Raw genomic sequence first — 14,493 nt, forward strand, 5'->3', positions numbered from 1 at the left:
TAATTTTTACATCATCTTATTTTATAGTATATTATTTTAACTATAAATTTGCAATATCTTAACTATTTTATAATTTCAGATATGTTTTCGTAATCTTCTGGATTTGAGACATGATAAAAATGGCCGCTATTTTCATGACCATAGAGACTAATTGAAGGATAAAGATAGTATTTGGAGAGAGAAAAGATATCATCGGGGTAGATTGCAATTAGAGATGGTTTTATTATTTGTAAGCCACATGACATGAATGCCCTCTGAGGATTATCTCGATTTAACTTGCCTTGAGTATCTATGTCAAAATCACCTTTACCGACCGACCCATAGCACCTCTCTAAAGGACTGATACAAATTAGAAAATCCATTTTTTGTGGATCCCATTTTTCAAGCATCTCTTGCCATATATTGCCTTGAGTAGTAATAAGGGAGTCGCTATTTATGGTAAAAATTGCCTCTTGATCTCTGAGAAGGTCATAAAACTTTTTGATTGTGCCCCCAGTTTCACATATTACTTCTTCATGCAAAACGTTAATTTCCGCAGTCCCTTGGTATTGTTTTTTATAGGTATTTACAGCTTCGCTAATTTGATCAGCTAAATAATGGGAATTGATGTATATTTTTTTAAATGGAAATTTTGTGGCTAAATCAAGGCAGTGGTATAGCATTGGTTTGCCTGCAATTGCAAGTAATGGTTTAGGGCAATTTTGTGTTAAGGGCATCATACGTTTGCCAAAACCTGCGGCATATATTAATAATGTATCTATCATGCAAATCTCAATATCATTTCTTTATTATCCATAGCCCTCTTACTACATACTATCAGATCTGAATTGCCGAACAAAGGTTTGCCATACACAAGCGTGTTTCCCTGTTTATCCATGATATCTCCCCCTATCTGCTGCAGTATGCTATGCGCAGCAGCGGTATCCCATTCCATTAGCATTTTAGATACATAATAAACGTCTATATCTCCATTGATAACCATTGCTAATCTATTTGCATTAGAGGAGGGTGGGACTTGGGCAAATAAGTCTGGGCGTTCGTAAATTTTGGCGCTATTTTTTTGATTATCGGGCATTAAAATCTTTAACTTTCCTTCAACTGGCTGAATTATGGATTCTTTGCCATTGACAATCTTTTTCACTTTATCTTCATTATTGAAAAATAGAGTTTTTGTTGCAGGGTGATAGACAAATCCAATAATAGGTACGTGTTTATCGACTAATGCAAGGTTAATAGCATAATTATCCTTACCTTTTACATAATGCTTTGTACCATCTATTGGGTCTAAAAGCCAAAACTTTTTACCAACAAAATGAATGCTATGATCTTCTTCCGAGATCACTGGAATTGTGGGGGTAATTTTAGATAAATTTTCGGTGATGAAGTCGCTTACCTTGATATCGGCGTTGGTAACAAAACTACCATCAGATTTACGCTTGACCTCTAAGTTATGTTGCATGCTTGTAGCAATTTGCCCTCCTTCTTCTAGTAAACTAATAATAGCTTCAAAATCTAATACCATGGCGCTATCTTCATCTTAATTGTCTTATCTTCTAGTGAAGCTTCTAAAAATGGCTCTTCTTTTCGAAGCAAACATATGCCTTTATTTTTATAGCTTGAACATAAAGCGCCTATTTTTTCGCCTTGATGCAATATTTCAGCGCCATTGGAACTTGCAATATCGTTTTCTGCTTCTAATAAATATAAGCGTTTACGTACGACTCCTTGATGCTTAGCTCTGGCTATAACTTCTTGACCTGGATAGCATCCCTTTGTATAACTAATGCCATTTAAGATATCTATACCGAATTCAACAGGAATTGTTTTATCTGGAATCATATCGATTTCTCCATCGGGTATTCCATAATCATACTTATCTTGCATATATAAATCACTCCCTTTATCCAAACCATCAGAGACAATACTTCTGTATCTTAGTTTATCATACCTTGAGTCTTTAAATGACATCTTACCAAACGGTTGATCAGAATATACAACTTGTAAATCTTCTTCTGTTATAAGCACCTTGGAGCGCATTTTATATTTTATCAAAGTACTAAGCAGTCTATCTTTTAAGCCAGTATCTAAAAAATATTCATCTATTCCAGGAAAAACAAAAAAATCGCAAATTAAACGTCCAGTTGCAGACAGAATAAGTTGGTAGCTTAGTTGGTCTTGATCAACTATGTTAGTTGTGATGGAAGATAAAAATTTATGTTTGTCATCTCCTGAAATCTTGATAACTGATCTGTTAAGAATTTGATATTCCATTCTTTTTTTGATGAAAAATTTCCCAAAATAACATAATCACTCCTAAGCTAATAAACATATCTGCGACGTTAAATGCAGGAAAATAATATTCTTGATAATGAACGCTTATAAAATCAAATACAGCTCCTCTTGTAAAGCGATCAAACAAATTACCCGCACCACCTCCAATAACTACTAGATAAAACTTAGGTGAGTTTTTATCTATTATATAAGCAAGGAGCAAATATGCTATGATGCTTGAGTTTATGACTAAAAAAATTGCATTACTGTATTTATGATGGCTATCAAATAAGCCCATGCTAATACCATAATTCCAGCTATAAACCATATCTAAAAAGCTATTTATGTGCAAAATATAGCCAGCCCTAGTTTTAAGGTAAGCGATAAAAAAGCTTTTTGTATACTGATCTACCCAGACCATTAAAGCTATTATTATGCTCGATATCAAAGCTCTTTTTATTATATCTTTCATGCTGCTTTTGTAAAAAGTTTAAAGAAGTTATTGGTAGTTTGTTCGGCTACTTTTTCTTTTGAGATGTTTTTTAATTCTGCAATTTTCTCTGCTACGAACCTAACAAAAGCAGGCTCATTTTGTTTGCCACGCATAGGAACTGGGGCTAAGTATGGAGAGTCAGTTTCTATTAGAAGCCTATCTAAAGGTACGTATTTAACAACTTCTACTATGGCAGCTGCATTTTTAAAGGTTACAATCCCAGAGATAGAGATGTAAAAATCTATATCCAAAACTTTCTTGGCAAAATTTATATCTGATGTAAAGCAGTGAATTAATCCTGAGAATTTGCTATTTTCATATTCAGATCTCAAAATGTTGCTCATATCACTATCTGCATCACGGGTGTGTACTATCAGGGGTAATCCTTTCATGCTGCTTGCTTCAATATGATTTGTAAAAGACTTGATTTGTGCTTGTTTGTTATGTTGTTGGTAGTAGTAGTCTAAACCTGTTTCGCCAAAGCCTATAATTTTTTTATGCTGCGATAATTCTACCAGCCTATCAACAGATGGAATATCTGTGTCTTGCTTAATGTGACATGGATGAACCCCGCAAGAAGCAAAAATTCCATCCTCTTGGACAATATTAAGTAACTCATCTATTTCGCTTAGCTTTGTACAAATAGTTTGCATGTAACTCACTCCTGCAGCATTTGCTCTTTTGATTGACTCTAAAGAGTCGGGAAGCATATTTAAATGGCAGTGAGAGTCTACTAACATATCTTAGCAAATACTGGTGTTGGAAGGGCATTAATCTTAAAACTTCTCAAAGCAAAATTTTCGCTTAAACAGCTAAACTTGCGTTGATCTTGAGGTACGCCTAGCTGATCCAATATCTTATTAGCAGATTCTGGCAAAAATGGCTGCAGGCTAATTGCTATATATCTAATTACCTCTACTAAAACAAACAATGCCTCTTCTGCTGCTTTTCTATCACTTTTCATTAAAGTCCAAGGAGCTTTTTCTTCCATGTACTTATTAGATTGATCAGCTAAGTTAATAATAGCTTCTAACATCAAATGCAGAGCAAAATTCTGCATATGCTTTTGCATATTTCCTAAAAGCTCATTTGCATTTTTAAATAATTCATCATTGACGCTGTCTACTTGAAGCTGTCCCTCACATTTATTAAATATAAAGCTTAGAACTCGCTGACATAAGTTACCAATTTTGTTGTTTAATTCGTTGTTAACTCGATTTATAAAACTTTCTTTTGAAAAATTCCCATCTTCACCAAAGCTAATTTCTCTGAATAAGAAATAACGTAAATAGTCTGTGCTGTAATCTTTAACCAATTCCATTGGATCAATGGTATTATTTAAAGATTTAGACATCTTGACTCCTTCATTAGTCCACCAGCCGTGGGCCATGATTTGCTTTGGAGGCTGAAGACCCAATGCCATCAAAAAAGCTGGCCAATATACAGCATGAAAACGCAAAATATCTTTTCCTACAATATGAACATTTGCGGGCCAAAATTCTTTAAAACTACCCTCTTTATCAAAAATGCCTAAAGACGATATATAACATGTCAAAGCATCAAGCCATACATATATCACTTGCTCCTCATCGTCAGGAACTGGAATGCCCCAGGTAATGCTTTTGCGCGAAACTGCTAAGTCTTGCAAGCCTGATTTGACAAAAGATATAACTTCATTAAATCTACTTACAGGCTTTACGAAATCAGGATTTGCTGCGTAAAAGTCTAGTAAAGGCTTTTGCCATTTCGAAAGGGCAAAAAAGTAACAAGGCTCTTCTACCCACTCGACTGCTGATCCACTAGGAGCTAAACGATTTTCATCAAGCTCACTCTCTTGGTAAAATGCTTCATCTCGCACGCTGTACCATCCCGCATACTTACCTAAATAAATATGCCCGCCTTTTACTAATTCTGACCACACGTGTTTTACGCACTTTTTATGATTTTCAGAAGTAGTACGCAAAAAGGTATCATAAGAAATATCTGTCTTATTTGCTAATTCGCGGAAATTTTCAGACACTTTATCTACAAACTCTTGTGGATCGATATCGGCATTTTGTGCTGACTTTTGTATTTTCTGACCATGCTCATCAGTGCCGGTCATGAATCTTACTTCCTTGCCACTAAGGCGCTGAAATCTTGCTATAATATCGCAAGCTATAGAAGTATAAGCATGTCCTATATGAGGTTTGTCATTTACATAATAAATAGGGGAGGTAACGTAGTAACGCATATTATTTGGAGACTTTATCTAATACTATTTCTTTAATTTCGACTTCTGGAAAAATTGATTGGACAAACTGGAATTGTTTATCCTTTTTTAAATCTGTTTTAAGTTTCTCATTAAACGAAGTGATTTTTACCTTATTAATAAAGGTAACCTTTAGGTCTTTTTCCCAAGAACCAAGAGCTTTAGTTAATTTATTTTTTATCTCTGCACTAATATTAACAGCGGCAAATTTAGCAGCACTTCTGCTAAACTCAACCGCTTCACACTCGTTCATGAGAAAGTGATACAGATCGAATAGCGTTTTAGCGCAGGTATAGCGGATGAAATCCACAAAATCTTCCTCTACCAATTGGTCTTCTTGCACCTCTTGCTTCAGTTCTAAAGGCTTTTGTTCCACAACTACTTTGGGCTTTTCTTGTTTGGGAGTCGTCTCAGTTTTTGCTGTATTAGTTGGCCTGGGCATAGACCTAGAATACATGGCCTTAATCAGTAGCATTTCAAAATACATCAAACTGCTTTTTCCGCTAGCAAGATCTGGTAGACCTTTATTGAAAATCTGCCACAAAGCTGTTAAGTAACCTATATCACTACCATCTAAAAGTTTTTTTAAATCAGCCTCATAATGCTTATAAAAGCCGATGTCATAGTTTGGTACAAATGAGATTTTGGTAAGGCAGGTGAGGGTATCTATGATTGCATCTAATAAGCTTGCAAAATCAAAATTGCGGTCATATAGATTTTTCGCAAGATCTAAAGCAGCAGTAATATCTTTTTTTATAATAAAATCTATGAAGTTTATTGCATAGCTTGTGTAAGACAAATCCAGTATATCTTCAAGCAGCTTATTAGTTATTTTGCCGTGATTTCTAGATGCCAGATTCCATGATTGCTCTAATAATACTAAGCCATCCCTTGCAGAACCATCTGCTTTATATGCAATTAATTCTAAAGCTCCTTTTTCGTAAACGATATTTTCAGACTTACATACTTTATCCAAAAGTTTGACCAAGTCATTTAGTCCAAGTCTTCTTAAATTGAATTTTTGACAACGAGAGGCAACTGTTAGTGGGATTTTATTTGGCTCAGTTGTCAGTAGCATAAAGACTACTTGCGCTGGTGGCTCTTCTAATATTTTTAGCAAAGCATTAAAGGCGCTTTTGGAGAGCATATGTGCTTCATCAATGATAAACACCTTATATTTACCCATCACGGGCAAATATACAGACTTTTCTATTATATCTCTTATGTTATCAACGCTTGTATAGCTTGCAGCATCTAATTCAATTACATCTGGATGAGATTGGTTTTGAATTGAAATACAATTTGTGCATTTTCGACAACTAACTATAACTCCATCTTGCAATCTTGTCTCAGAGCAGTTAATTGTTTGTGCTACAATCCTTGCGGAGGTTGTCTTGCCTATGCCTCTTATACCTGTAAATAGAAAGCTATGCGCAAGTTTTTCTTCTTGTATGCAGTAGCTTAAGACCTTTGTGAAAACTTCCTGTCCTATTATATCTGGAAAAATAGTAGGTCTATACTTACGAGCTAAAGGCAAATAAGATTTACGCATGGATCTTTTTGATTATTCAGGCTGATGCTAACCCGCTCCAAGAACTTATGGCTGCTTTCTTTCGAACCTGACCAGATTCGTTAAAGGCCACGCCTAACACCAGCTCATATAAGAGTACTATTTTTGGATAAAATATTCAAGAATAAAAAGAGAAGAAATGGTAAATGTTTGCAGAATAAACTGCAAACAAATATTTTTAAGAGTTTGGACTAAGAACAGCCGGAAACATCTACACCTGCCATGTATGTTATTAAGGTACTTGAACCAAAAAGAACAAATATACCTATTATAGTTGGCAACGCAGTCCAATGTTTCATTTTGCCGGTCATAATTCCGATTGCGACAATAATAATACCCAAAACTCCAATAGCCTTAGCTGTGGCGCCTGTTAAATTATGAATTAGTACACATAAGCTATTACCTATAACGTCACTTGCTGTAGAGCCCATAGCATTGGCGCTAGTGGCTATCCAAAAAGAAAGCAGAACAAATAATAAAACTCTTAAAAGTAGATTACCCTTATAATCATATCGCATAAAATTTACCTTAATACTTAAAATTTTGTAAGTATTATAACTCAATTGTTTTAAACATCTTTTCAGCTTATATACAACCCGTGGTAGAAGTACCAGAGATATATAATAATAAGTTTGACACACCGAAAAGCACAAAAATACCTATAATTGTTGACATAGCTGTCCAAGCATTAACTTTGCCAGTCATAATACCAAAAGCTAGAAGTATCATCGCTAACACACCGATAGCCTTTGCTGTAGAACCAGTTAAGTTATCAACCAGTATGCATAAGTTGTTACCGATAATATCACTTGCTGTAGAACCCATAGCGTTAGCGCTAGTAGTTATCCAGAAAGAAAGTAGGATCAATAATAAGACTCTAAATGATACACTATCTTTATTATTACACCGCATAAAATTACCTGACATTTATAGGAAGAAGTTTGCAGGCAGCTTAACAAAACTGCTGCAAACGCATTTTTAGCTACTAAACGCAACCTGTAGTACTACTACCTGAAATATATAATACTAAGCTAGATGCACCGAAGAGCACAAAAATACCTATAACTGTTGACATTGCAGTCCAGGTATTTACTTTACCAGTCATAACACCAAAAGATACAAGTATCATTGCGAGTACGCCAATAGCTTTTGCTGTAGAACCAGTTAAGTTTTTAACTAGTGTACATAAGTTATTACCGATAATATCACTTGCTGTAGAACCCATAGCGTTAGCGCTAGAGGCTATCCAGAAAGAAAGAAAAATAAACATCAAAACTCTGAGAGCTAAGTTACCTTTATTGTATTGCATATAAAAAAACCTTATAATAAATTGTTAAACAGCCGTAACTGAGACTCATCTTACCATTAAGTTATAATTTTCATTATTTATATATGTTTTTAAACTACAAATTCCTTTACGGCGTGTTAAAAACAACATAAAGTTTACTCTCCTTGAAATAAACTATACCCACGCTGACCGTCAAACTCATATAAATGTTCTACTTTTATAAAGTCTATTTTCTCTTTTGCAAGAGCTTCCAGTAGCTTTACAGTATCTTTATGAGAAATATTCTGACCCATAAAGCGTAAACACCAATGATCGGTTAATATACTTTCGTCGATTTGCGCAGGCCATACTTTTAATCCTTTTGTCGCAATTACTTTTAGCACTAGATCTAATTTTGGTAGTTTTTTTAATTTTGTAGCTATCTTATTTGGGGTTGTATTAAGAGCGTCTATAAACACATCAACCCCCACTAAAGTCTTCTTGCTACTTGCATTTATATTAAATGTAAAATTTTTACCTTTTGTTTCGGGGTAAGATGCTTTAGGAAGTTTACTTGGTTCTTGCTTTAATCTTTTAGCAACAGCTTTTGCAAATTCCATAGTTGATACTTTTTCTTTAGAAGATTCTTTTTTGTATATGTCTGCAGTGTGAATACCATCTTCTATAGTTTTCTTTATAGCATTTTCAATTAAGGCGGCAGTTTTTGCTTGACCTATATGCACTAGCATCGCAACAGCGGCATTTAAAAGACCAGATGGGTTTGCTATACCTTTGCCTGCAATATCGGGTGCACTACCATGGACAGCTTCAAACATAGCAAAATCAAGGCCTATGTTACTGGATCCTGCAAGTCCCACCGATCCTGAAATCTCAGCTGCAACATCTGAAATAATATCTCCGTACAAGTTAGAAGTAACGATGACATCAAATTTTTCGGGAGTTGTGGCAAGCTTTGCCGTACCTATGTCCATTAGTAAAACCTCAGATTGTAAACCTTTATATTCTGCAGCAATGGCAGTAAAGACTTTGTGAAATATTCCATCTGAGAATTTCATAATATTATCTTTCACAAAACAGGTTACTTTTTTGCGGCCATTACGCACTGCATATTCGAAAGCATAGCGAATAATTTTTTCGCATCCCGTTTGGCTGATTAGTTTAACTGATTCATATGTGTTATGCGTATGACGATATTCAATGCCGGCATAAAGATCTTCTTCATTTTCTCTAATAATCACTAAGTCAAGTTTTGGATGTTTTGTTGTGATAAACGGGTAAAACGAAGATACGGGGCGTACATTTGCGTAAAGGCCTAAAGCTTTGCGCAACGTAACATTCAGGCTTTTATATCCGCCACCTTGAGGAGTAGTTATAGGACTTTTTAAAAGTACTTTTGATTTAAAAATTGTATCCCATGCTTCTTCGCTGATACCTGATGTATACTTTTTTTGGTAAAGCTTTTCCCCAATTTCTATCGTTTTAATCGTAATTTTTGCTTTAGCTTCTTTTAAAACATAAAGAGTTGCTTCCATGATTTCAGGTCCAATGCCATCGCCATATGCAACAGTGATATTTGTAAATTCTGACATAGTTTTATAAGCAATTTAGTTAATATTTAGGCTTACAATAACACTAAAAACTCTATTCCAAAACTTTTACTAAGGCACTTTTAAGAAATTCTTAATTTTTGCGTTAGTACAAGCACATAAAAAGCGTAATATGTTCTAGACTAAATCTACAGGGCGTCTAACATGAATAAAAAACTGCTTTTAGAAGCAATATTGCGTAGTGATATCAAAAGCTTTATCTGGAAAGTATTTGATACGATTAACCCAGGGATAAGCATTAGCAATGCGTGGTATATTGATCTGATGGCTGATTATTTGGAAGATGTTATTAAAGGCAGGCATAAGAGACTTATTATTAATATTCCTCCTAGATGCCTTAAATCTATTTGTATTAGCGTTGCACTGCCAGCTTGGATTTTGGGTATTGATCCTAGTAAGAGAATTATTGTTGCAAGCTATTCTCAAGCTTTAAGTACTAAACATTCATTGGACTGCAGAGCTATTATGCAAACCAAGTGGTATAAAGAACTTTTTTCAAATACCATTCTATCTACTACCTGTAACACTAAGACAAAATTTATGACCAGCAAATATGGTTTTAGGCTGGCAACATCTGTAGGTGGTTCGATTACGGGTGAGGGGGCTGATATATTGATTGTAGATGACCCACATAATCCGACTTTCGTGCACTCAGATAAACTAAGAACAAAAACTTGTAATTGGTTCGAGCAAACATTTACTAGCCGTCTCAATGATCAGAATAAAGGTGCAATTATATTGGTGATGCAGCGTCTTCATGAGAAAGACTTAAGTGCTTACTTATTGAAAAGAACAAGTTGGAGATTATTAAAAATACCAGCCATCAGCGATCAAGATCAACAATTTAGCTCATCTAAAAAATCTTACATATTTACAAAAGGTACTTCAATCGATCCTCTAAGGCTACCTTTAGAGCTGTTAGACAAACTTAAACAAGAAATGGGCATAGCAAACTTTAGAGCCCAATATTTGCAAGATCCAGAAAAAGCTACGTGCGGTATGCTTAAAAAATCTGAAATTAGGTTTTATGATGAAATGCCTCAATTTGAAGCAATATACCAAAGCTGGGATACAGCAATTAAGGTTAATCACTTGTCTGATTATTCAGTCTGTACTACTTGGGGGGTATGTCAAAATAAATATTATCTTATTGACTTTTTGTCTGATAAGCTTGAGTACTCATACCTTAAAGATGCTATGATACGTTTAGCAAGAAAATGGCAGCCAAAGATTATCTTGATTGAAGATAAAGCAAGCGGTCAGTCTCTTATTCAAGACTTAAAACTAGAAAAATTCCATAATATTCTTCCTAAAAAGCCTAAAACTGATAAAATCACGCGCTTTGCTACAATTTTGCCTTTTTTCACGCTAGAGCAAATACTCCTGCCAAAAGAAAGTAGTTGGGTTGATGAAGTTATCGAGCAAATTACATCTTTTCCAGATACGCGGCATGATGATATAGTAGATTCCATCAGTCAGTTTTTTATTTATATAAAACAACAACAGCTAAATTCATCAGTACCGCGTTTTAGATCTATATGATAGAACAAATTTGCCAAGATATGGAGAAGTTGCTCCAAAAATCTCAGAATGCAATGGGCATAGATTATGGCCTTAAAAAAACAGGTATTGCTATAACTGATACTCAGCTTAAAAATGCATTTCCTATTACTACAATCAAAACTTCAAGCACCGAAATTCTTCTTAAAGAGATAAATACTTTAATTATAAAATATAATGTTGGGCTTTTTGTTTTAGGAGTGCCAGATTCGCAAAGTTATGATGATAAAGTGTTTCAAGAATTTGGTCAAATGCTTCGCTTTGCAACAAAATTGCCACTGTATTTTCAAGATGAGTATCGTACTACAAGAGAGGCGCAAGAGAAGCTAAGCGCAGCTGGGTTTAAGGCTGGTAAAGCTGAGAGAATGGATGATCAAATTGCAGCTAAACTTATACTAGATGATTTTTTAGATAAGTGGAGATATTTGAAATTGAAGATATCAGTTTAATTTGTTGCTATGAAGTTATATACTTCTGCCTCCACCAAGATTAGTTTGAGCTCTAGACGATGTTGATTGAGCTAAACCATACACCTCTTGCCATTTAATCACATGCTTTGATAGATCTGGTAAAGTAGGGCAAGTTTCAGATTTGCAACCTTGATAGTACATTTTGTCTGATTGTTTCTTAGCTCCTTCTGGTTTTACAGTCTGTATCTTAACGCCTTTATGTGTTAATTTATTTTTAGATATTATTAGTTTTGCTCCTTCCGGGTTGACATGTATCACTTGATATGTCAGTCTGTTGCCGCTATTGTCCTTAGCTTCTATGAGGCTTAATTCTGGAATAAGTTTCAACCCTTTTCCTTGTTTCTTATCTGCTATAAAACCTTTTCTTAATGATTCGTCAAAAGGAGCAAGTTCCTGTTCTGTAGCTCTTAAATCATTTATCCCAAAAATTAATTGATCCGGATCTATTAAAACTACATCTGGGTTTGTTGATTCATAGATTTGGTTGCCTATTTTCCAAGAATATACTACTTCAGGCTCACCTGATATATCTCTTTTTTGTAATTCTTCTGCCTCTTTTTTGAGTGCTTGATATTTTTCATGTATACTTCTATGATCTTCTATAATAGTAAAGTTTTCTCCTATATTTTCTAGAAAATCTATATATTCTTGATACTCCTTACTGAGTGTAAAAGATTTAAGAGCAATAGACTTGTTCAAGTTTATCAATACTGCTTTAAGATAATTTTTGTGTGTCCCATCTTTAAACAATAAATTAGCTTTTTGGATATAATTGGAAATCTTTATTGAATATTCAACTGCTTTTTCTGGAACATTGTCAGCTAAATTAATATATACATCAGCCATAACTAAATTATATACAAAATCATCATCTCGTGGTTTTAGCTGTACTATCATCGGGATAATAGATTCAGCTGCTTTTCTTGATATAAAACGTAAGGTATTAATTTGTACGGTATATTTAAATTCTGATGGTATGTATTTATTTATCGCTAAATTTGCTAGTAAATTTTCTACTTCTTCAATATTGTAGTTAAGAGCATAGAATGAAATTTTAGTATATATTTCAAATGAGTCTATAGCATTATTTAGTTCCCTTATTTTAATATTTGCTTGTAGGTTAAGTTTTAGATCTTCGAATTTTTTTAATAATCTAGTATTTAGTGATATTTTAAGGACATAACCTGTTAAAAACCACTCTAACAAAACTGTCTTTATCTCCGCTTCTAAAGGCCATGCTTGAATAAGCTTATCTAGCCAAAATTTCTTTGTTTCGTACGTTTTAAAGTTATCAATATTTAATATTGTACTATCTGCGTTTCTAAAACTATCAGGTGGGTATACTTCAATAGCTTCTAAAATTTTGTGCATTGCTAATTTGGTTTGAGCATTATTCATATGGTAAAGTGCTTCTGTGAACAAAGCGTTACTTATAGAGCTTTTACTTTCTAAATCTATATTTTCTTGTTTTTTAATATCTTGTATTAAAGTGTCAATTTGAGGTAGTAATTTCAGACACTCTTCTGTACTTCCTTTTGATAAAAAATTATAAAAAAGCTTGGTTTCTATCCTTAAAGAACAATCAACTGGTATGGGGCGTGACTGGATGTGATTTTTAAAATCTATAAATGTGTTGTAATCAGCTATATCAGTAAAAAATCTCACAATTTGTTGAAATGACATTTTTTTAGCCATTTTACTCAAATTATTTTCCTTATCTGTTGATATATTTTCTATTAAGTCTGATACTTGAATTCTTTTTATTAAAAAATTGTCGATATCTCTTTTTGACACTTTGTGCTTAGTTAAAGCTTTATTTATGATATCTGCTGCAATATCAAATTTAGATAACAAAAGATTTTGCAAATTAATTGTCTCTGGCAAGTCAATCATATTGATATCCAGATGCTTTAAAAAGCTTACTAAATCTGAGACATCATCCATAGGTATCTTATGTTGAACCATTAGGTAAGTTATGTTATCTTTTATTATATTTTTTTGCAAGGAATTGAGTTTAGAATGATCGACTGACAAAGTCTTACATATATACTTAACTGTTTCTAAATAACTTGGTTCACGAGTTGTATGAATTGACAAAAGCATGAGGGCATCTCCCATTATTCCTTCCATATCACCATGTATCAATATATCCAAAGGTAAAAAACCTTTATCTTGTTCTTGAATTTCTGTTTCCATAAGATAATAAAACTTTTGATTTTATTATGACTTAGAAATTTGTATTAAAGAAGCTAAAAAGATAAGTTGTGAAATTGCAAGGCTAGTTTTTTAATTCCTAACTTCGAACTCTAGCGTATTTTTTGGTTGAGTGCCAAGCTTTCCAATAATAGTCTCACCTCCTACTACAGTTTGACCTACTGCAACTTGTGGCACAGTATCTGCTGGGAGATATAAATCAACTCTTGAACCAAATCTTATAATCCCATAACGCTGGCCAGATTTAACTTCCATCTCTTCTTCAAGGTCGCATACAATTCTTCTAGCAATGAGTCCTGCAATTTGTACTACTGCAATTTTTTCGCCTTTTTTATTTTCTATGACTACCGCTTGCCTTTCGTTATCAACACTTGCTTTATCAAGTGATGCATTTATAAATTTGCCAGGATTGTAATAAAGACCTAATACTTTACCTGTTACGGGTATCCTGTTTACGTGCACATTAAGTACATTTAGGAATACGCTCACCTTTAACATCTCATTTTCAAATTTTAGCTCTGCAGGAGGTTGGACCTTGTCAATTCCAACAACAATCCCATCAGCAGCGCTGATAATTAGATCGTCTCCAACAGGAGTTACTCTTTGAGGATTGCGGAAAAAATATACACATAATATGGTTGCTATAAAGCATATCCAACCAAGATTGGTGTTTAATGATGAAAATACAAAAGTTGCAGCGACCGCTATGGCAATAAATATGTAACCTTCTCTGTGTACCATATTGCTTAATTTATCGTAGGATTTCATA

General features: G+C 34.0%; 15 protein-coding genes. 2 read left to right on the plus strand and 13 right to left on the minus strand.

What is annotated here, in order from left to right; translation table 11 throughout:
* Positions 1 to 62: 62 nt before the first annotated feature.
* The 11 genes from phytr_RS00220 to phytr_RS00270 form a co-directional block, all read right to left on the minus strand.
* Entirely contained in the window at positions 63 to 764 is a 702-nt protein-coding gene (locus phytr_RS00220) for a sugar phosphate nucleotidyltransferase (RefSeq protein WP_106873887.1), read from the minus strand.
* Positions 761 to 1,522, minus strand: a complete 762-nt coding sequence (locus phytr_RS00225; protein WP_106873888.1) for a 3'(2'),5'-bisphosphate nucleotidase CysQ family protein — start codon at positions 1,520 to 1,522, stop codon at positions 761 to 763. The genes phytr_RS00220 and phytr_RS00225 overlap by 4 nt, the downstream gene beginning before the upstream one ends.
* Positions 1,513 to 2,271 carry a CAF17-like 4Fe-4S cluster assembly/insertion protein YgfZ gene (gene ygfZ / locus phytr_RS00230; RefSeq protein ID WP_106873889.1) on the minus strand — a complete coding sequence of 253 codons (759 nt, stop codon included), beginning with the start codon at positions 2,269 to 2,271 and terminating at the stop codon, positions 1,513 to 1,515. Before ygfZ ends, phytr_RS00225 begins: the two co-directional genes overlap by 10 nt.
* Positions 2,252 to 2,743 (minus strand): signal peptidase II, encoded by a 492-nt coding sequence (lspA, locus tag phytr_RS00235; protein WP_106873890.1) that lies wholly within the window; start codon positions 2,741 to 2,743, stop codon positions 2,252 to 2,254. Before lspA ends, ygfZ begins: the two co-directional genes overlap by 20 nt.
* Positions 2,740 to 3,504, minus strand: coding sequence for a TatD family hydrolase (locus tag phytr_RS00240; protein ID WP_106873891.1), 765 nt, complete (start codon positions 3,502 to 3,504; stop codon positions 2,740 to 2,742). Before phytr_RS00240 ends, lspA begins: the two co-directional genes overlap by 4 nt.
* A complete protein-coding gene (metG, locus tag phytr_RS00245) occupies positions 3,498 to 4,997 on the minus strand; it encodes a methionine--tRNA ligase (protein WP_106873892.1) in 1,500 nt (499 codons plus the stop codon). The genes phytr_RS00240 and metG overlap by 7 nt, the downstream gene beginning before the upstream one ends.
* Position 4,998: 1 nt before the next feature.
* Positions 4,999 to 6,567, minus strand: coding sequence for a DNA polymerase III subunit gamma/tau (gene dnaX / locus phytr_RS00250; protein WP_106873893.1), 1,569 nt, complete (start codon positions 6,565 to 6,567; stop codon positions 4,999 to 5,001).
* 209 nt (positions 6,568 to 6,776) lie between these two features.
* Positions 6,777 to 7,103: a TrbC/VirB2 family type IV secretion system protein gene (locus tag phytr_RS00255; protein ID WP_106873894.1), complete on the minus strand. Its 327-nt coding sequence runs from the start codon at positions 7,101 to 7,103 to the stop codon at positions 6,777 to 6,779.
* Between the two features lie 67 nt (positions 7,104 to 7,170).
* Positions 7,171 to 7,497, minus strand: a complete 327-nt coding sequence (locus phytr_RS00260; protein ID WP_158706807.1) for a TrbC/VirB2 family type IV secretion system protein — start codon at positions 7,495 to 7,497, stop codon at positions 7,171 to 7,173.
* Between the two features lie 73 nt (positions 7,498 to 7,570).
* On the minus strand, positions 7,571 to 7,894 hold the full coding sequence (locus phytr_RS00265) for a TrbC/VirB2 family type IV secretion system protein (RefSeq protein ID WP_106873896.1): 324 nt from the start codon (positions 7,892 to 7,894) through the stop codon (positions 7,571 to 7,573).
* Between the two features lie 134 nt (positions 7,895 to 8,028).
* A complete protein-coding gene (locus phytr_RS00270; RefSeq protein ID WP_106873897.1) occupies positions 8,029 to 9,462 on the minus strand; it encodes an NADP-dependent isocitrate dehydrogenase in 1,434 nt (477 codons plus the stop codon).
* Positions 9,463 to 9,624: 162 nt separating this feature from the next.
* On the opposite strand from phytr_RS00270, the gene terL reads away from it, so the two are divergent.
* Both terL and ruvX read left to right on the plus strand, forming a co-directional pair.
* Entirely contained in the window at positions 9,625 to 11,022 is a 1,398-nt protein-coding gene (gene terL / locus phytr_RS00275; RefSeq protein ID WP_106873898.1) for a phage terminase large subunit, read from the plus strand.
* Positions 11,019 to 11,489 carry a Holliday junction resolvase RuvX gene (ruvX, locus tag phytr_RS00280; protein WP_106873899.1) on the plus strand — a complete coding sequence of 157 codons (471 nt, stop codon included), beginning with the start codon at positions 11,019 to 11,021 and terminating at the stop codon, positions 11,487 to 11,489. Before terL ends, ruvX begins: the two co-directional genes overlap by 4 nt.
* Before the next feature lie 15 nt (positions 11,490 to 11,504).
* Here the strand turns inward: ruvX and phytr_RS00285 are convergent, their stop codons facing one another.
* Positions 11,505 to 13,706: a hypothetical protein gene (locus phytr_RS00285; RefSeq protein WP_106873900.1), complete on the minus strand. Its 2,202-nt coding sequence runs from the start codon at positions 13,704 to 13,706 to the stop codon at positions 11,505 to 11,507.
* Positions 13,707 to 13,796: 90 nt separating this feature from the next.
* Positions 13,797 to 14,492, minus strand: a complete 696-nt coding sequence (locus phytr_RS00290; RefSeq protein ID WP_106873901.1) for a phosphatidylserine decarboxylase — start codon at positions 14,490 to 14,492, stop codon at positions 13,797 to 13,799.
* Between the last annotated feature and the right edge of the window lies 1 nt (position 14,493).

The organism is Candidatus Phycorickettsia trachydisci, from assembly GCF_003015145.1.
In the GTDB taxonomy this organism is placed as follows: domain Bacteria; phylum Pseudomonadota; class Alphaproteobacteria; order Rickettsiales; family Rickettsiaceae; genus Phycorickettsia; species Phycorickettsia trachydisci.